General features: G+C 65.4%; 15 protein-coding genes. 5 read left to right on the forward strand and 10 right to left on the reverse strand.

All coding sequences use genetic code 11. The features are described from left to right. Positions 1-13: 13 nt before the first annotated feature. Together E0H92_RS42400 and E0H92_RS42405 are read right to left on the reverse strand one after the other, a co-directional pair. Complete coding sequence (locus E0H92_RS42400; RefSeq protein ID WP_165550275.1) at positions 14-1,369, reverse strand: AfsR/SARP family transcriptional regulator; 1,356 nt, start codon at positions 1,367-1,369, stop codon at positions 14-16. Between the two features lie 153 nt (positions 1,370-1,522). Beyond that, a complete protein-coding gene (locus E0H92_RS42405; RefSeq protein ID WP_131500271.1) occupies positions 1,523-2,215 on the reverse strand; it encodes a VOC family protein in 693 nt (230 codons plus the stop codon). A 65-nt stretch (positions 2,216-2,280) separates the two neighbouring features. On the opposite strand from E0H92_RS42405, the gene E0H92_RS42410 reads away from it, so the two are divergent. Continuing rightward, positions 2,281-2,826, forward strand: a complete 546-nt coding sequence (locus E0H92_RS42410) for a DUF2231 domain-containing protein (RefSeq protein ID WP_131500272.1) — start codon at positions 2,281-2,283, stop codon at positions 2,824-2,826. Here E0H92_RS42410 and E0H92_RS42415 read toward each other — a convergent pair. From E0H92_RS42415 to E0H92_RS42435, 6 genes are all read right to left on the reverse strand, one after another. After that, complete coding sequence (locus E0H92_RS42415) at positions 2,823-4,424, reverse strand: arylsulfatase (protein WP_131460762.1); 1,602 nt, start codon at positions 4,422-4,424, stop codon at positions 2,823-2,825. The genes E0H92_RS42410 and E0H92_RS42415 overlap by 4 nt on opposite strands. A gap of 17 nt (positions 4,425-4,441) precedes the next feature. Beyond that, positions 4,442-5,737, reverse strand: coding sequence for a Gfo/Idh/MocA family oxidoreductase (locus E0H92_RS42420; RefSeq protein WP_131500273.1), 1,296 nt, complete (start codon positions 5,735-5,737; stop codon positions 4,442-4,444). An 18-nt stretch (positions 5,738-5,755) separates the two neighbouring features. Beyond that, positions 5,756-7,006, reverse strand: coding sequence for an outer membrane protein assembly factor BamB family protein (locus E0H92_RS42425; RefSeq protein ID WP_165550276.1), 1,251 nt, complete (start codon positions 7,004-7,006; stop codon positions 5,756-5,758). Positions 7,007-7,064: 58 nt separating this feature from the next. Next, positions 7,065-7,901 carry a hypothetical protein gene (locus E0H92_RS44560; RefSeq protein ID WP_165550277.1) on the reverse strand — a complete coding sequence of 279 codons (837 nt, stop codon included), beginning with the start codon at positions 7,899-7,901 and terminating at the stop codon, positions 7,065-7,067. Further along, entirely contained in the window at positions 7,898-8,476 is a 579-nt protein-coding gene (locus E0H92_RS42430) for an RNA polymerase sigma factor (protein ID WP_238173830.1), read from the reverse strand. The genes E0H92_RS44560 and E0H92_RS42430 overlap by 4 nt, the downstream gene beginning before the upstream one ends. 554 nt (positions 8,477-9,030) lie before the next feature. Beyond that, positions 9,031-10,887 carry a DUF262 domain-containing protein gene (locus tag E0H92_RS42435; RefSeq protein WP_131500275.1) on the reverse strand — a complete coding sequence of 619 codons (1,857 nt, stop codon included), beginning with the start codon at positions 10,885-10,887 and terminating at the stop codon, positions 9,031-9,033. A 276-nt stretch (positions 10,888-11,163) separates the two neighbouring features. On the opposite strand from E0H92_RS42435, the gene E0H92_RS42440 reads away from it, so the two are divergent. From E0H92_RS42440 to E0H92_RS42450, 3 genes are all read left to right on the forward strand, one after another. Then, positions 11,164-12,354 (forward strand): TRAFAC clade GTPase domain-containing protein, encoded by a 1,191-nt coding sequence (locus E0H92_RS42440; protein ID WP_131500303.1) that lies wholly within the window; start codon positions 11,164-11,166, stop codon positions 12,352-12,354. Next, the gene (locus E0H92_RS42445; RefSeq protein ID WP_131500276.1) at positions 12,351-12,731 is read left to right on the forward strand and encodes a hypothetical protein; all 381 of its coding nucleotides are present in this window, start codon (positions 12,351-12,353) and stop codon (positions 12,729-12,731) included. The genes E0H92_RS42440 and E0H92_RS42445 overlap by 4 nt, the downstream gene beginning before the upstream one ends. Positions 12,732-13,116: 385 nt before the next feature. Beyond that, positions 13,117-13,338 carry a hypothetical protein gene (locus E0H92_RS42450; RefSeq protein WP_131500277.1) on the forward strand — a complete coding sequence of 74 codons (222 nt, stop codon included), beginning with the start codon at positions 13,117-13,119 and terminating at the stop codon, positions 13,336-13,338. 1,595 nt (positions 13,339-14,933) lie between these two features. Here the strand turns inward: E0H92_RS42450 and E0H92_RS42455 are convergent. Both E0H92_RS42455 and E0H92_RS42460 read right to left on the reverse strand, forming a co-directional pair. Further along, a complete protein-coding gene (locus tag E0H92_RS42455; RefSeq protein WP_131500278.1) occupies positions 14,934-15,815 on the reverse strand; it encodes a GreA/GreB family elongation factor in 882 nt (293 codons plus the stop codon). A 224-nt stretch (positions 15,816-16,039) separates the two neighbouring features. Then, positions 16,040-16,219, reverse strand: coding sequence for a hypothetical protein (locus E0H92_RS42460; protein ID WP_131500279.1), 180 nt, complete (start codon positions 16,217-16,219; stop codon positions 16,040-16,042). A 404-nt stretch (positions 16,220-16,623) separates the two neighbouring features. Here E0H92_RS42460 and E0H92_RS42465 point away from each other — a divergent pair, with 404 nt between their 5' ends. Then, positions 16,624-17,949, forward strand: coding sequence for a hypothetical protein (locus tag E0H92_RS42465; RefSeq protein ID WP_131500280.1), 1,326 nt, complete (start codon positions 16,624-16,626; stop codon positions 17,947-17,949). The last annotated feature ends 379 nt before the right edge of the window (positions 17,950-18,328 follow it).

Here is an 18,328-nt window from a genome sequence, read left to right on the forward strand (position 1 = left end):
GTGCGTCACTAGCTCATGAGGCGACGGGTGACCGTGCCGGGTCCTCTGGTTCGCCCAGCTCGGCGAGAGCCGCACGGGCCTCGCCCGCGGTCTGCGAATCCGGCAGCAGCCGCAGCGCGCGGCGCAGGTACTCCGCAGCCTGCTGACGCGCGCCCGCGCTCGCCTCAGCCAACGCCAGGTTGACCAGCACCGTGCCCTCAGCGTCCCCGTCGCCGTGCACCGAGGCGATCGCCAGCGCGGCAGTGAACTCACCACGTGCGTCGTGGACCCGACCGGACCGCGTATGCGCGATCCCAAGGACGTTGCGGGTGATGAGCTCGCCGTACCAGTCCTTGGCGGCACTGGTCGCAGCAGCGACCTCAGCAACCAGCGGGGCCCAGCCCGGCACGTCACCGCCGCTCTCGATGAACTGGTGTACCGCAGTGGTCAGCAGCCACGCGTTGGACACCTCGTCCGCCGCCAGCAGTTGGCTGATGGCAGTGGTGAACTCGACGTGCCGCGTGGTGAACCAGTGGTGGGCCGCGGCCGCATGCTGTCCGTTCAGCGCGGCGGCAGCGTCCAGCACGGTCCGCACGTACGCATCAGGTCCGGGCCCCTCAGGCTTGGCCGCCTGAGGCTGCTCCTCCGGTACGTCGGCCAGCAGTTGCTGCTGCAGCGCACGGAGCTCCGGCCCCGGCTCGGTACCCAGCTCGTCCACGAGCGCACTGCGGGCCTTCTGGTACGTCGCGAGCGCGTCAGCACGCCGCCCCGCGTCCCGGTACGCGACAAGCAGCCGCACCCAGTTCGTCTCCCGCAGCGGGTCCTCGGCGGTCAGGCTCTTGCACAGCGCGATCGCATCGGCGAATCGCGACGTACCGATCAACGCGTCCGCCAGCCGCTCCCGGACCGACCAGTGCAGCTCGGCCAGCCGCACCACCTCCGGCTGGTGCCCGTCCGTGACGAGCCCCTCGTACGGCGCACCTCTCCAGAGCGACTGTGCCGACTCCAGGTGCTTCAGCGCCCGCGCCGCGTCGCGTGCGGCCAGGGCCTCATCACCTGCCGCCAGCAGCGCCTGCAACCGGTCGGAGTCCAGCTCACCGGCATCCACCCGGATCCGGTACGCCTTGGAGCGGCTCTCGATCCGCTGGCCGTCCGCACCGAGCGGTGGGAGAGCCCTGCGGAGCTGCCAGATGTACGTGCCGATGTTGCGCTCTGCCGACACCGGAGGGGTCTTGCCGGCCCAGACCGTATCGATGATCTCGCCGACGGCGACCCAGGTGTTCGCCTTCACCAGCAGCAGCGCGAGCAGCGCGCGGGGTTTGTCGGCACGGATATAGCTGACCGCATCGGTGCCATCGATCTCCACCGGCCCCAGGACCCGGAACAACACCGCCGCACCACCTCCACCTGCGCTGAACTCACACCGAACCACTCCGACGCAACGACCTCCCGGGCGGTTCCGTACCCACCGCCCACGTTTCGCTACAGAAGGTAGTTACCCGTCAGCATGCCGCGCCACCCCCCATCAAAGCGGAATCCCGGGTCAGCCGTCCCGGCCCTGCCAGGTGGTGATGCAGGCTTCGTTGCCCTCCTGGTCGGCCAGCACCCAGAAAGCGGGGGCGCGCGTCGCGGACACAAGTCGGCCGCCGGCCGCCAGTGCTGCCTCCAGGCGCCGCGGCGCCTCGTCGTGCGGAACGGAGATGTCGAAGTGGATGCGGTTGCGCTGCGGGCGCGCTTGGTCCATCTGCTGGAACCAGACGGCCGGCCCCTGTCCGACCGGGTCGATGAGCGGGTCCTCCGGCCCCTCGGCACCCGCCTCGCCGGTGTAGCCCAGCACCGCCCTCCAGAACCCCCGGATCCCGCCGATGTCCAGGGCGTCGATCGCGATCTCCAGAGTCTGGACGGATCGCGGCGCCCCCGTTCCGATTTCGGGCTCCGTCGACAGCCCGGACTTGTCCGCGGCGGCGGAGATGCGAAGCGCGAGTTCGACGTCCAGGGTGGTGACCGCCGCGTGCTCCAACGACTGGAGGGTGAAGACGACCCGCTCGGGGCGCGCATCGACCCGGAGGTGCCGGTCTGCGTCGCCGCCGCACACCGCGACAGCATCCGCAGCCAAGCCGATCGCCCGCGCCAACGAGCCGACCGGGACCGACGTCAGCAAGGCACCCAGCACGAACCGCCACCCAGCACCCTCGACCGCCTCCGAAGCATCCTGCCGACTCAGCACTTGTTCCATGACGGCATCCTTTCAGCCCTTGAAGTGCTTCCGGCGGTGACTGGCGTACGCGTATCGTCAGACGGGTGGCATCAAAACCGTTGCCGCAGCGCGCTGTTCGCGCTGTCGGTGAAAGCTCACTCGCTGAGCGCCTGGCCCGTGCTCAGGAGCTGACTTATGCGCCCTTGATCGACTGGGTACGGCGCAGTCCGATGCACACCGACGTACTCGGTCATTCGATCCACCCGTCGCTCACCGACGTGACCACCGGGTGCTGGCTCGGCACGACCCTTCTCGACCTCGCCGGTGGGTCCGAATCGCGGCGCGGCGCGGCCCTGCTCGCCGGGTTGGGAGTACTGGCGTCTGTGCCGACCGCCATCGCGGGCGCCGCCGACTGGTCGGATCTGTCAGGTTACGAACGCCGGATCGGCGCGGTCCACGGACTCGGCGCCGACACGGCGATCATCCTCTTCGCCGGCTCACTCGTCGCCCGACTGCGCGGCAAGCACCGCAAAGGAGCCAAGCTCGCCCTCGCGGGAAACCTGGTGATAGCAGGCGCAGGCTTCCTCGGCGGACACCTGGCCCTGAACCGCGGAACCGCGCGCCGAGACTCCTTTGCTGAGAGCAACTAAGAGCGCCAACTGGACAGCTGTACGTCGCTCACGTGGCCGAACCCTTCGCCGGTGGCCCTGAGCACCTGTTCGCGGGGTAGCACGTCGCAGCGGTCGGCCCACTCCTGCCACTGCGCCGACATGTCCCGCACCCGATCCGGATGCTCCGCGCTCAGGTCCGTCAGCTCGGTGCGGTCCGATGCCAGGTCGTACAGTTCCCAGTCCCCCGGGTACTTGCGGACCAGCTTCCACGGTCCGATCCGGATGGCGGCGTTCCCCTCGTGTTCGAAGTACAGCGGATGCTCCGGTGTCGGCGTACCGCGCCATGAATCCAGCATGCTCCGCCCCTCCAGCGGCAGCACGTCGCGGGGATAGTCGGCCCCGGTGATCTCCAGGACGGTCGCCAGTACGTCGGGAAGCTGATGCGGATCGTGATCGGTACCGCGGTGCAGCCCGCCACCGGGCCAGTGCACGATCATCGGAGTCGCGATACCGCCCTCGTGCACCCAGTGCTTGTACTCGCGGAACGGGGTGTTGGACAGGTTCGCCCACGGCTTGCCGTACGACGCGAACGTCTCGGGACCACCAGGTGTGACAGTGGTGTCGTTGCCGCGCCGTACCCGACGCCCGTCCCGCGTGCGGGTCGGTGTGTGGAGAGGGCGATGCGACAGCTCATCCACCCAGCCGGTCGGGAGCTCCTCAGCACAGCCGCCGTTGTCGGACAGGAACATGATCACGGTGTCGTCCAGCTGACCGGTCCGGGTCAGTGCCTCCACCAGGGTGCCGACCGCGGCATCCATCAGCTCGACCTGTGCGGCGTACACCTCCATCCGCTGCTCCTGCCAGTCGGTGTCAGCGGTCTCAGCCCAGGGCACTACGTCGGCGTCTCGCTCGCTAAGCGGCCAGCTGCCGTCGATCAGCCCGGACTCGATCTGTCGCTGGTAGCGCCGCTCCCGCAGCACATCCCAGCCCTCGCGGTACCGCCCGCGAGTGCGCGCGATCGCCTCCGGCGGTGCGTGCAACGGCCAGTGCGGCGCGTTGAACGGGAGGTAGAGGAAGAAGGGGTCGCTGCTGGCCTCGGAGTGCTCGGTGACGAACTCAGCAGCGCGCCGTCCGAGCTCGTCTGTCAGATAGAAGTCCTCGGGCAACTCTCCGGCCGGCTCGGTGTCGCACGTCAGCGTCGCCGGATCGTAGTAGCTGGCCGCGCCGTTGATGATCCCCCAGAACGAGTCGAACCCGCGCTGCGTCGGCCAGTGGCCGTCCGGCGCGTGCAGGCTCCCGGTGAGGTGCCACTTGCCGCGGATGGCCGTCGTGTACCCGGCCGCGCCCAGCACCTCCGCCATCGTGGCGCACCGGTTGTTGATCGTGCCCGGATAGCCCAGCGGGCCGTCGTTCTCGACCAGTACGCCGATGCCGGTCTGATGCGGATGGAGCCCGGTCAGCAACGACGCGCGCGCAGGAGAGCAGCGCGCGGTGTTGTAGAACTGCGACATCCGGACACCGGCGGCAGCCAACGCGTCCAGATGAGGGGTGTCGATCTCACCGCCGTAGCAGCCAAGGTCTGAGTAGCCCATGTCGTCGACCATGATCAGGACGATGTTGGGGCGGGTACGCGGCACAGGTCCTCCGTGTCGGTTCAACTGGCAACGGTCGGCTGCAGCTCGGTGAGCTCGACCCAGCGGCGGTGCTGCCGCGCGCGCTCGGCGGCGAAGACCAGTAGATGACCGTTGATCGAGTCGGCGAGCTGTGTGCTCGACACACTCGCCGGCTCGCCACGGACGACCCGGACGAAGTCCGCCACGAGCCTGTGATCACCACCGCCATGCATGTCGTCGGTCACGGACGTGGTGACGATCTCCTCGTCGTACGACGCGGCTCGGTCGGTGCGGATCCGACGTACCCGAAGTGTGCCGTCCTCCAGCGCCCCAGTGATCTCACCGGTCGTCCCGACGACGTGCAGCGTGCGGCTGGACGCGGGCGTGTTGGTCGCCAGCGCGAACGACCCGATGACACCGTCGGCGAACTCCACGCTCACGGTCTGCCGATCGAGTACGTCGTTGTCGGCGTGCCACACGCACCGGCCGTAGCGGTTGTCGGTGCGCAACGACTCGAGCTTCTGGTCCAGGTCGAGTTCAGGGCTCAGGTGTTCGGCCTGCTCCCAGATGTACTCCGGCCACTTGTTCAGCTCGACGTACAACCGCTGCGCCGAGTACGAGCACGTCGCCTCGATCGAACAGTCCGACAGGCACCGCGTCCCCGCCCCCTGCGGCGCCCGCTCAGGAACGAACATGCCACGCGATCCCGAGCTGGCGACCCGGGCCGGGGCCGCGGCGTTGCACAGCCAGGTCATCAGATCCAGGTCGTGGCAGCACTTCGCCAGCAGCATCGAAGAACCCGACTGCTCGGAGTTCCCCCAGCGACCACGCACGAACGCCATCGACATGTGGTCGTAGCTGACGTGCTCGGCCATCTCGATACTCAGCGGCTCACCGATCTCGCCGGCGACGATCCGGCGCTTGGCCTCGCTGTAGAACGGCGCGTACCGCAGCACATGACAGATCATCAGGATCCGTCCCGACGTCCGCTGTGCCTCCGCCAGGGCCATCAGCTCCGGCGCACTCTGCGCGATCGGCTTCTCGAGAAGTACGTCGTACCCGCCGGCCAGCAGGTGGATCGCCGTGGGCACATGATCCTGGTCCATCGTGGCGTCGATCGCCACGTCGGCGACCACGCCCGCGTCCGGGAGGTCGCTCAGCGACGAGTACCGGGCCGCCGGCGGGATCCCGAACTCCGTACCCCACCGCTCGCGCCGTGTCGGATCAGGCTCGACGATCGCGGTGATCGCCAACTCGTCGGGCGCGACCTGCGCGTAGCGCGAGTAGAGCACGCCACGGTGCCCGGCGCCGACGAGCACGGCCCTTACTGTCTGCATCTGTCGTGGTCCTTCTGCTCAAGCGATTCGGTGAACCTCGACGTACCCGGCTCGACCGACCACCAACCACTTCTCAGAGACGTCGGCGAGCGCGACACCTTGCAGGTTCGGCGAGCACGGCGCGCCGGTACGGTCCACCGCCAGCGTCCCGATCAGGTTGTCGTTCTTGTTGCTTTCCTGGGTACCGCCGTACAGGCCCCAGATGTACGGCCCCGCACCGTACGCCGGCCTGAACTCCAGCCCCTTGGGCCGCTGCTTTCCCTTCGTCGGCTCGCCCTTCGGCAGGGCCTGGGTGACGAACCCGTTCGGGCCCTTCGCCCACCAGGCCACCCCGTTGTCCCAGACGAGCAACGGCGGGTCGCTCGCCACCACCATCGGCACGGTGCCGGTATCGAACTCGAGTGGCTTGCCATCGGACAACCGGATCACGTCGACGTCCGTATGATCCGCGTGTTGCAGCACGGTGTGGTCCGCGGCCGTTGCCCTGTGCTCCCATGGTCCGACCGACCGGTGCGTGCCGGTCCAGCGAGCCTTTCCGGTCCGCGCATCCCGGACCTCCAGGTGCCAGAACACTGACATCCGCGTCGCGACGACGACCGAGTTCCCATCACCTGAGACCCCGACGACGTCCACGTCACGCCACAGCTCGGTACCGGTCTTGGCGTCGAGCGCGATCGTGGTCGGCGTCTGTCCATTGGCCGGCCAACCTGGTCCGAACGGCGTGCTGACGGTCACAAGTACGACGGACTCAGCCACCGCCGTGACCATCGTGCGCTCCTTGGCCGGAATCGTCACGGCCCGAAACCCCCAGACCGGCTCCCCCGTCCGCACGTCGACACCGACGACCCCGCTGGTCGTCGCAGTCGCAACTGAAATCGGTAGCACATCCCCTGCGACCTCGACCGTCGGCCGCTGCACCAACGTCGGCGAGTTCCCCAAGAACCCCGGCCCGACAACACAAACCCGAACGTCGCCCGTCCCAGGCGCCGTCATCGGTTTCTTACCGTCGATGACCCACTTCACCGCACCATCCGCCGCGTTGAAGCAACTGACCCGCCCGCTCTCCGTCCCCGTGCCATCAACCACCACGACGGTGTCCCCCACCAACCGGACCCGCCCCTTCATAGCCGCCGCATACGTCACCACCCGCTCCTGCCAAACCTTCTCCAGCTTGAGCTTCGGCGCGGCCTTGTCAGCGGTCTCGGTACACGCCACAAGCAACGGCGCAGAGACGACAGCGAGGAGAACCGCGCGACGACGTACAAGCACCGCCCGACCGTAACAACACACCGGCGCAAACAACTCACGTCCACCAGTTCCCGCGGCGTCAGTTGGGTAGCCAGGTCCAGGGGAGGTTTGGCCGGCAGTCCTTGGGAGCAGGGAGCGGTCTCTGCGAGCCGATCCAGGCGTACTTGAGGCCCGTCGTGTCGGCGCGACAGGCAACCTCATCGGCCTTGCGGTCTGCCTCGGTCACTGGGCTGGCGTAGACGGCAGCTCCCGTGGCGTCGTACCCGCGAACGACGTACGGGCGAGGGCTGCTGCCGGTCGGCGTCTTGCTGGCCGGCACGGTCCGGACCGGGGCGTAGTAGAAACCGTTGCGGAGCACGGCCTCAACCGGCTCGCCGCCGGCCGGCGTCACGGTGATACGGGCGATCGACTTCACGTAGGCGCCGCTGCCCGTCCCGCCTGGCTGAACCTCGTTGAACAACCCCAGCCGCGGTTCAGCCGCGGTGGCCGAGACCACGGCTCCGGCCTGGTCGAACCCGCAGTTCACCCACAGACCGTCGCCACGGACGACGACCCACGTCCGGACGGACGTGTCGCCGGGCGGGTTCACGAACCGGAAGCCGTCGAGGACCGCATGACCCGTGGACGTCGCAAGGCTGTACCTGAGCAGGCACCGCTGACCGAGCTGCGACTTCTCCGCAGCGCCCAACGGCTCGACCGCCGGCGCCGACGCGACCTGCTGACGGTCTGGAGTACCGTCCCGCAGCGCGAAGCCGAGAGCCGCGACCAGGACGATCGCCGCGACCGCGGCCAGCGGAACGAGCAGTCGGCGGCGTAGCGGCGTACCGGACTCGCTCTCGAGGATCGCGATCAGTTCGTCGCGCTGACGGTCTCGGGTCGACGGGCGCAGGTCACCGTCGGGCAGCAGAATGTTCATGCCTGGGCCTCCAGATCGAATGCGCGCAGATGCTTCCGAGCGCGGGACAGCCGCGACTTGACCGTGCCGATCGGTACGTCGAGCGCTACCGCCGCCGCAGCCTGATCGAGCCCGGCCCAGATACACAGCTCGACGATCTCGCGCTCCTGCCTGGGCAGCCGTCCCAGCGCCGCCCGAACCTCGCGGATCCGGCGGTCGTCATCGATCCGCCGCGCCACGTCGTCCGCAGGGTCCTCGACCTCGCTGTGGATCAGATGCGCCGCAGCCAGCGCACGGCGATAGCGAACCTTGCTCCGCCACTCGTTACGCGCGGTGTAATCAGCCGTCCGAAGCAGCCAGGGCAACGCAGAGTCCCGATCAAGCACAATGTCCCCCCGCCGCCGCCACGCCTGCAGAAACACCGCGGACGTCAGATCCTCCGCATCACTCCAAGACCCGGTCCGCCGACGCAGAAAGTTGTAGATCGCCCGGGCATGCCGGTCATACAGCTGCCCAAACGCCCCGGAGTCCCCCTCCGCAGCTCGATCCCACAGATCCCGGTCCGAGACAGCAGGCAATGCCCGTATGCCGCTCACTCCACACTCCCGTCACGATCGTCCTGGCAATCGTTAGGTGTCGGAGCGAGCGGATGGGTTCCCGATCAGCCGATGGCCTCCCACAAGCCGACCCGCAGCCGCCTCAGCCAAATGACCGAGTAACCGCCGACAAGAACTCAACCAAAATCACGCCACCAGTCCTGACCTGGGGATTCACACTCCCCCCAGAACGCGAACCCACAACCCGCGGAACCTCGCAAGAATACGCTCATCATTTGTCATCAATTGCCAAATCTACCCGTGACTTGCGGATTTATGCGACCAGGCCGCGCATCGGTGACTATGCTTAGCCATAGTCTCCCGTTGATTCTGCTGAGTAAAGGCGGACAGCTGACGACTGAAGAGCACCACCCGGTTGGCCTGCAGACAGATCATCGGCCAACGTCTGCCGTTCAAAGCGGTCAGTAAAACGGCCAGTCATCTGCGCACTTACTTGTCGCTGACGGGTGCTCGCGGGTCGGCCACCGACGGGCAGGGTGACGCGCAACTTTCGTGCTCGGCAGCGGATTGATCAGCGGAAGGCCCGTTGCTGGCTAGAGGATCGGGCTGTCGCCAGGCTCATCGCCCGGCTCGTCTTCGGGGTCTTCTGGCTCAGATTCGAATGCCTGCGATGTCTCAGTACCACCTTCGACGGCGCGGGCGTCGATGTCGTGTGCCACCGCCTTACCCATCGCCTCGTCGATCAGGGCGCACAGTGCCGCCCGGCGGGCGACGAAGAAGTCTACGAACCGATCCTCACGCAGAGCCGACACGTCGACCTGGTGCGCGGCGATGATCGCGCCGAGCTCGGATGTCGGTATACCTACCTGGCTCTCGAGACTCTTGAGGTAGATCGATGGCGCGTGCCCGCTGAGCTTGATGTTCGTCTTCTTCGCCAAAGGCGTCTTGTTGACAATGCTCTCGCGAAGCTCGTCGTCGATGTCGTTCTTGAGGCACCACGCCTTCGGGAAGATGTGGTGGATGTCGACCTGCATGTCGAGGAAGTGTGCTTTGTCGAATGGCTGGTTCATCAGCCAATCCACGGTGCCCTGCGCCATCAATAGGGCATACACGCCCTTGTACGCCGCAGAGTTGCGGGTCCGCATAGAGTGCAGCCGCGACTCAACGAAGCTGGCATCATCAATGGTCTTAGGGCGTGGCGCCGTCTCGTCGTGCGACTGCGCCCAGGCGGGCACCTGCTCAATATCACGGGCGAACCGGCTTTCGATCGCAGCGCCGTACAGCTCGCCGAGCACACCGCACCAGTACCACTGCCGAAGAGCCTTATGGACGCCATGTATGTCGGCTTCGTCGCCGAGGACGACTTTGATCGTTGCCAACGGCACGATCTGCTTCGGATACGGCACGTCGGCTGCGGTGTGGATGTGCTGCGAGTCAAGGAACCCTGCCACCCACTTCAGTGCATCGCGAACCTTCGGCGCCCAGGTCAGATAGTCGGTCAGCTCAAGCCGGAGGATGTCCTCCTTCTTGGCGGTCGTCGCCGTCGGCCCGTGGTAAGACGCTAGCAGTCCAACGGCCTGCAGGAAGTCGGTGTTCTCCAGGCCTCCAAGCACCGGGTAGGTGGACAACACCTGCTGGGTATCGCGCCAGTCGTCGTTGAGTCTGAAGTCTGCGCCGTGTTTGTCGTAGTAGGCCTTGTCGCCCGCGAAGGTGGCAGTGAGCAACTCGAAGACATTCAGCGGAAGCCCACCGGTATTTACCTTTTCGAAGACGGTCGCTACCGCGGACTTGCTGGTCGACGTGTCCAGCTCGATCGCCGGGATGTTGTACGTCGACGCCGGGCCGACCACATTCGCATGGAACTCCGCACCGGTTCCGTCCTGCAGAGCGAACAGCCAGTTGACCGTCTCCGCGCCGGCGAACAGCAGCCGCAGCGGGAAGTACCCGTGCTCGCGCTCCTTATCCTCATCAGACAGATCAAGCTCGATGTCCTTGCCGAAGTTGCTCCGGACGACGCCGTCGCCCGGCACGGAGACGATCGCGTCATCGAGCCTGTCATCACCGGCAAGGGCTGTCTTGATGTGTACGTAGTACCGACGACTCAGCTTCTTGCCTCGGCTGTCCTCGGTGTGGACCACGCCGGTGCCCGTGAGCGCCTGCGTCAGCGACGTCAGCCGCTGCTGGCCATCGAGCAGCAACCAGTCGGGATCCGTCTCGTCAGCAAGAATGACACCCTCGACTGGCCGCGGCTTAAACCTGATCTGATCGTTCCCAGACTTCAGCAACATCACGACGCCAAGGGGGTGACCACGCAGTATCGTCACGAGTAGCTGACGAATACGCTCGTCCTCCCACTTGTACCCACGCTGGAAGTCCGGCAGCTGAATCTTCCCACCCATGGTCCACTTCAGGAAGTCACTCAACTCGTACAATGGCGTCTGAAACCCCATCTGGCACAACCCCCATGACATAAAGCAGTGGCTGCTCGTCAATCTAGCCAGTATTCGCTAGCTCCGTTGACCGCGCGAACGCAAACCACCGCGCACCTCTGGTACTCGATGCCCCTATATCGCTGGTGTGCACGCAGCGTTACAGCATCCCAGGCCAACCGGCCGGCGAGACGCTGCCAGCAGGTCAGGGCCCCGCGTGGTCCGGCGGACATCGCCGGACCACGATCCCGTCCGTATCCGGGGCGTGGGTCGAGGGGTTTGAGGTACGTTCGCGGCATGGCGAAATATCCCAGGGTTCGCGAGCAGCATATTGCGGTTTTCGGAGAGAGTGGTTCCGGGAAGACGGTGCTTGTTTCCTCGTTCTTCGGCCCGACGCAGGAGGGCTCGTATTCGAACGACCTCTGGGATCTCGTCGCGGACGACACCGGTCAGGGGAACCGGCTCTACCAGAACTATCTCGGGATGAGGGACCGCGCGAGGGCGCCGATGCCTACGCGGTTCGAGGCCACGACCTACTACTTCTCGGTGAAGCTCAAGGGCGGGGACAACGCCGCCGCGAAGAAGCGGCCGTTCGATGCCCTGCGACTCGCATGGCACGACTATCCGGGGGAATGGTTCGAGGAGTCGCCGAGCAGCGAGGAAGAGGCCAATCGTCGTGTCGACACCTTCCGGTCGCTGCTGCGTTCCGACGTCGCGATCTTGCTGGTGGATGGTCAGAAGTTGCTGGACTACGCGGGCGAGGAGGAGCGGTACCTCAAGTCGCTCCTGACGAACTTCCGCCAAGGCGTGCTGCGACTCAAGGACGACTTGCTGGACGACGAGGGCCGCCTGGTCGAGTTCCCGCGCATTTGGATCATGGCACTGTCCAAGGCGGATCTCTTTCCGGACTGGGATGTCCACGCCTTCCGCGATCTCGTGATCGAGAAGGCCGCCAGTCACCTCGACGACCTGCGCTCGACGCTCAAGGACCTCGTGGACACGCCTGACGCGCTGTCGGTGGGCGAGGACTTCATGCTGCTCTCCTCGGCCAAGTTCGAGCTCTCCGCGGCTGGTCCGGAGCCGTTGGGGATTGATGTGACTCAACGAGTCGGGCTCGACCTCATTCTGCCGGTGGCCTCGATGCTTCCCCTGGAGCGTCGAGTGCAGTGGAGCGAGCGGATGGAGATCCCGAGGCAGGTGCTGGACACTCTGGCGGACGGCGCCGAGACAGTGGCCGCCGTCCTGACGGGTGGGAAGTCCCTTGGTGTCGACAAGTTGGTTGCGCTGCTGCCGAAGGTCGGCCCGCTCGCGGGCCTGGCCGCGCTCCCTGTCCTGACGGCAGCCGCCAAGATGGCCGGGTCGCAGCTCAGGGAGATCAATGCCCAGGCCCGGGACCATCACGACTTCCTGACCGCGACGCTCACGCAGTTCAAGTTGGATCTGGACCAAGGCGTCAAGGACAAGCTGCTCATCAGGAGCCTCAAGTGAGCAGTAACGACCTACCCGAGAGCCTCATCTGGGCCACTCGAGGGCGTTCCTGGGGGTTCCGGTTCCTCCTCAACGGAGGGGCGTCCGACCCACTTTCGGACTACGAACGTAGCTTCGCGGGTCTCGAGGACGAGCCGACGACGTGGCGCCGTACTGCCGGGAAGGTCGCTCTGCGCTTTCCCGACCCGTTGGGGCGGAAGGATTCGGCCGGTCGCGTCATCCCGCACGAGTTCGTCGTGTCCGGAGAAGTGGCTGATGAGATCGCGTCGGTCGAAGACGGCCTGCATCAGATCTGGCCGCTCGTTGCAGGAGCGTATGCCCGAGTCTGGGATGCCAAGGGCGCACCGTCGGTGGCAGACCTCGGCTTCACCACCTAAGACGATTCGCCCCTCGACTACCCCCCTTGTGCGCTGAAGGCGATAGCGGCCATGAGCCGACCGACTCTAGCATGCCCTGCTCAATCAGCGGCCATCGTAGGGGCAGGGCGGGGGGCACCAATGACACTTCGGGGTCAGAGGCGACGCAGAGTTGTTCGCCTCGCTCCGGCTAGCCTTCGCTCCACCTGGCGGGCTCGGTCGGTTCGGCCGCACCGTACCAGTACGGCGTTTCATGGTGGAGGTTGGCTAACAGAGCCGTCTACCGATCTACACCTGGCCGAGTCGCAACCCTCCACCGCCGCATCGGCAAGCTGGGCAGCCCGGCGAGCCGCACTCAAAGCCACTGCTGCAGGTCAATGGGGGTGTTCGGGCGGAAACACTCAGTATGGCCATTCTTGAACCGTGGACATGCAGGTCGGTAGGCGTCGTCACGGAACTGCCTGATGATCTGCTGCTCTGCCTCGTAGCAGTCGGCGAATGGTGCTTGGAGGACCTGAGCGACGGCGCCACCCAGAGCGCGATGTTGATCGAGGCGCCCCGCGCCGAGTCGGCCGATACCGACCTTACGAAATTGCTCACCGTCGAGGTCGAAGTCGATCAGGTATAGCTGTCCTTCAACGTCTGGTGCATATCCGCAGGGTCGGCATCCTCCGGCCTTGAGCAACGCGTTGGGCTTGGGGGTACGCCGGTGACCGCATCGGCGACAGGTAGCAGCCGTCGGGGTGTGAGCATTGATGTAGGGCCCGATGAATTCCAGACCCCTGGAGTCGTATAGCGCGACGACGCTCTCTAGCGGAGCTCGGAAGGTCTCTCCAAGCCGATGCTTGGCGCACACATCGCAACCGCCTTGACCGGAGCGGAGATTCGCGAGTGTTGGCGCACACCTACTTCCACACTGAATGCACTTCGACGGAACAGGAATACTGGATCCCTGATAGGGCCCGATGATTTCGAGGCCTTTGGAAACGAACACTGCTTGGACGATCTCGTCCGGAACTCTGGGCCGTGATGGGACCAGGGGATCGCATTTTCGGCAGCTCCGGTGTCCGTTGCGGAATCGCTTCCAGGTGCGGTCCGCTCGGTGTCCGTTGGCCAAGCAGATGAGTTCGAGAGTCGTGGAGTTGTTGATGTAGATACCAATCAGCTGAAACCCTGCCGCTAGGAGTTCCGCGCGAATAAGTCCCGGGTCGGTACGAAGTCTTCGACTGCGTCGGTCGTACGAGCAGGGAGTGCAACCACCGCCTCTATGCACGGTGGAGAGCCAGATCTCAGCCTCGTGGCCGCACGTCATACAGCGCGCGTACACGGGTGTGGTCTTGTTGACGTAGTCGCCGAGCATCTCGAGGCCGGCTGCGAGAAGCTCGCTCCGGACCTGATCACCTGGCGTGCGCTTCTTCTCGTTTGCCTTGGAAACTCCGCAGGGTCGGCATCCACCACCGCCGCGTCGTAGGACGCTTAGCCGGGTGCGACCGGTAGTGTTGCAGACGAGGCAGAGCACCCCAACCGGCGTATTGGCATCCACATACTCGCCAGTGACCTGCAGCTTCGCATCAAGGAATTCCTGCGCAGCGACCCCGGCCGGAACTGACTTTGATCGTGCTCGTTTCTTTATCCCGCACGGAACGCAGCCTCCGCGACCCGCCTGTTGGAGGTCGGAGATCCGCGGATGGCAGCTCGCGTGGCAGATCTGGCACTCAGCCGCAATCGGCTCGGCCGCCTTCACATACTGCCCGATCCGGTTGAGCCGCTTTGCCATGAAGAGTGCATCGATATGGACGAGGCACAGTACCGCCTTCGGCTTTACCGGCTCGTTTGTGCACCCCGGCTCCTTGCAAGTCCTGAGATCGGTCGTCGCCATGGGTATCATCTGCCATCCATTGCCGTCGGGCTGGGCCACTGAGTGGGAGGCTCTCTCGATACGCCTTGGGAGCATATTGGATCGTCCTGGGTTTGATGCCCCCTCGATTATGTGCAACAACCGGCTGCACGTCACGTGTTGGTGCACAGTAGTCCGCCTCGGCGGATCCTAAAGATCAGCGCAGTCGCGGGTCGCTCTCCGCACGAAGAAACTTGTCGGTCGAATTCGGCATCCCGATCGTGCGTTCCAGCGCGACGTTCTTGCTCGCCTCCCGTCCTAGTGCAGTCAGGCCCGGGGATCACTGGCGAGGTGACCTGCGCGGGGCTTGTTCGCAGGAACCTCGTTCAGTCTTGAACCTCAATTACCACAGCCCGCTGGAGGCCCCGTGGAGTTTCGAAGTGGACCATGTCTCCGGCCTTAGCGCCTTCGATGGCCTGGGCGAGATCAGTGAGCGGACTAACTGGTGATGTGTCCGCCGGAACACCGTCTGCATGCGGCATGATGGTGACAAATAGGCGGTCGATGTCATCCTCGCCGGGGTACTGCAAGCAGATGACGCAGCCCGGCGTGACCCATGAGCCACCGCTGTGCGATGGCACCACCGTCAAGCGTCCGGAGTCCAGGTCAAGCTCGATCGCCGCGGCCATCGTGACGATATGCCGCCGGACGTCCTGGCCACCCGACCTGGTGACAAGACAGCCGAAGCCGAGGACCACTTCGTAGGTTTCGGCGAGCGCTCGCGAGTCCTGGTACATCGAATAAAGCCGGTGGTAAGCCTCGCCGACGGCCGCTCGCGGCTGGTCATCCACCGCCCACGCCTGCCAAATCGGGACCCAGCCGCTCAACGCATCCGGCACCTCGGGACAGTCCTCCAACAGCAGCTCCTCGGTCACTGTTTCGAGATCGCCCTCAGACGTGACGACCTGAACCGCCCGGGCCGTAGCCCGGCTCAACGAGGGAGCCGTCCTAGAAGAGTCTCGTAGCGATTGCTCCGTGATCCACGGCCTCAGAATGTCAGGCGGAGACGGAGGCGGAACTCGCTCGACACGGTCGACCGTCAGCCACACGCCCGGATCGGCAGTCTCCTGCCCGAACCGTAAGCCTTCGGCCAGCGGCAGATGGCCGAACCACAACACCGAATGGTAGGCCTCAACAGAACGCACAACCCTGGTCCGCAGCCGCTGCAGCTGACCGAGGAATTCAAAAGATCCGCGCAGCTCGATCATTCAAGGACCCGTCCGGCACGGACGAGCCCACCCCCTCTGACTCCACTGTCTCCCCCAGCTTCGTCCGCTCCAAGTGTCCCCCGCCAAACCGTACTCGGCCTCATCGACTAGAAGCGGTTACGTTCCAGATCAGCCGACGCGAATCTCAGTCCCCAACCGAAACCCCACCGGCGCTGCGCACCCAACTTGATGATCGCTGTAGCGACCGCGCCGTTACACCGCCATCAGCCAGCCGGAGCCTCGTTGTCGACGGCGCTCAAAAGCTGGTCGGTTTCGGCGGTTGAAAGTGAGCGGTTCGCGTTGCGCTGTCCCGGCGTCATCTGCTCGATGGCCGTTGGCGCAACTACTTCGGCTTTCGTCGGCTCAGCGGCGATCGCTGCTCGGATCGCAGCCTTCTGCGCCAACTGTGATCCAACCCCGAGAACCCGTCGATGATCTCAGCTGTCATGACTCCCCTCATGAAAGCGAGTCCCCATTGTGCCCGTGATGGTGACACAGGGTAGTCCCCGAGTCCAGATACTGCCTGACACAGGCACAGATCGTTACCAACGGCCCACAAGCCGCGGCGCCGGCCGGAATCAGCTCGACGCCACTGAGTCGGGGCACAGTCTGACGGCCAGCCGGAAACGATCCCGCCACGGAGCCGCACAACCTAAGCGCTGTGCTATCTTATCTTCGAGTGTTGTATATATCTACAACAGTTGGGTGCTACATGATGCGCGTGCTTGGACATCAGATTCTCGCCAACGGGCTCCGGACCGATCACCCGATCCCTGGACTGCCGTTCGTCGACGACTCACACATCCCGGTGGAAGACCCGGATGCCATCGAGGCGGTCGGCCGCAACCGCGGCGTCGGTCAGTGGGGGCGCACCGACCCGTGTCTGCGGCGCACCACGACCGAGACCTTCCCGTACGGCGACAAGGCCTTCACCACCGATCCGCACCGGCACGAGTTGGCGTGGCTCGTTCGTAGCCACCCCGACTTCGGCCGCAGCGTTGTCCTAATCGCCGATGCGGACGCGTCGGGGCTGTACGCGAACCTTGAAGACGATGCGCTGCTGTGGCGAGCCGGCGGCTACTGGTGGAACGGCACGGGCTGGTGGCGTCCGCTGCAGCTGTTCGACTTGTCGCTCGAGTCTTATGTCCGGCGCTCTGTGCCCGGGGCAGCGACTGTCTCGGCAGCGGCAACGCTGGAACGCCAGCATGCTGGGCAGGTCGCGGACGTCTTGACGGTGGACGATGTCAATGTCGACGGCGAACCTCTCGATCGCTACGACTGGCTCCGGTATCTGGCCGCCTGGGCAGAGCAGCGGCCGTCAGACGGTCTCCCGCTGGATGAGTGCGTCGTCGATGTCACCGCGCCCGAGTTGGCCGGAAACCAGCTCCTCAGTCTGAACCAGGCTGCGTCAGTGGCTGGCATCGCGGCGGGGACGCTGCGTGGCTACATCTCTCGTGGTGAGAGCAACGTACCCGACCCACAACTTGTCACAGGTGGCCGGCCGCAGTGGTCCCTGCCAGTCATGAACGAGTGGGTTGAGACCCGCGCTTATACAACCGACGAATCGGTCAAGGCGGTCAGTCTCGACTTCGGTGAGGGGCCTCATGTCGGCTTCGTCGACCTCCGGGAGAAGATCTTCTACTGGATCCTGGCGCGTCTCAGCCGCAGCCCGGAGCTCAAGCCTCGCTTCGCGCTTCGCTGGCGCGATCAGCAGTCCTTCAAGGAAGTCGCGATGGACCTCAGCGGCACCATCGCGGCCGGCCTGGAAGATATCGTCCCCCTCCAGCAACTCGCACGGACGGTCCTCGAGGCGATGCTCGGCGACGTGCTGCGCAGCTGGCACACCACCACGACCTACGAGACCGTCGAGGACCGGATGCGCAACCAGCCGCGCATGTATCACATCAGCGACGACACGGGCACGATGCTGGACTGGCTGATCCGCCACGATCCACGACGTGGCCGGTGGGTGGCCTACACCTTCGTCGGAGACGTGCTGCGCGAGAACGACCGCTACGAAACGACTCGCGACCACCTGATCCACACGCTCAAGGTCGCCTTGAGCCATGGCAAGCTCACCGACGAGCAAGTCGAAGGCTTCCTCAAGACCGCGATCATGCCGAACGACGACTGATCCTCGCACCTGGTTCGGTGTCTCTTCCCATGCTGCCGATCGGCGAAGAGACGCCGAACGCCAAATGGGTACGCGGGGCAAGCCCCAGGGTCATTGATCCTCGTTGCTGAAGTGGGTCTTGGCCCAAAAGGCGATCCCGCACATGGTGCGCAACGGAAGCTCTCACCACGCACCGCCGATCGTGTGGACCAGCCCTCACTACCTCCGGCCCAGATTGCCTACTTGGCTCGCCAACAAGGGCGCAAACACGAGCAGGAGGCCCGGTTCGATGTGCAACGCCGGCAGCAGATCGCCGACACGACAAGATCGACCAGCTGACGGGATCAGCGGGGCGAATGCCCGCAGCGAAGCGGCCACCGCTGAGCTCGGATCTCCGCGG

Source organism: Kribbella speibonae, assembly GCF_004331375.1.
In the GTDB taxonomy this organism is placed as follows: Bacteria; Actinomycetota; Actinomycetes; order Propionibacteriales; family Kribbellaceae; genus Kribbella; species Kribbella sindirgiensis.

Excerpts from the sequence above, each read along its gene's own strand:
- E0H92_RS42405 (WP_131500271.1), bottom strand. The coding sequence starts at position 2,215 with ATGGAACAAGTGCTGAGTCGGCAGGATGCTTCGGAGGCGGTCGAGGGT.
- E0H92_RS42440 (WP_131500303.1), top strand. The coding sequence starts at position 11,164 with ATGGCGAAATATCCCAGGGTTCGCGAGCAGCATATTGCGGTTTTCGGA.
- E0H92_RS42455 (WP_131500278.1), bottom strand. The coding sequence starts at position 15,815 with ATGATCGAGCTGCGCGGATCTTTTGAATTCCTCGGTCAGCTGCAGCGG.
- E0H92_RS42450 (WP_131500277.1), top strand. The coding sequence starts at position 13,117 with ATGGCCATTCTTGAACCGTGGACATGCAGGTCGGTAGGCGTCGTCACG.
- E0H92_RS44560 (WP_165550277.1), bottom strand. The coding sequence starts at position 7,901 with ATGAACATTCTGCTGCCCGACGGTGACCTGCGCCCGTCGACCCGAGAC.
- E0H92_RS42420 (WP_131500273.1), bottom strand. The coding sequence starts at position 5,737 with ATGCAGACAGTAAGGGCCGTGCTCGTCGGCGCCGGGCACCGTGGCGTG.
- E0H92_RS42435 (WP_131500275.1), bottom strand. The coding sequence starts at position 10,887 with ATGGGGTTTCAGACGCCATTGTACGAGTTGAGTGACTTCCTGAAGTGG.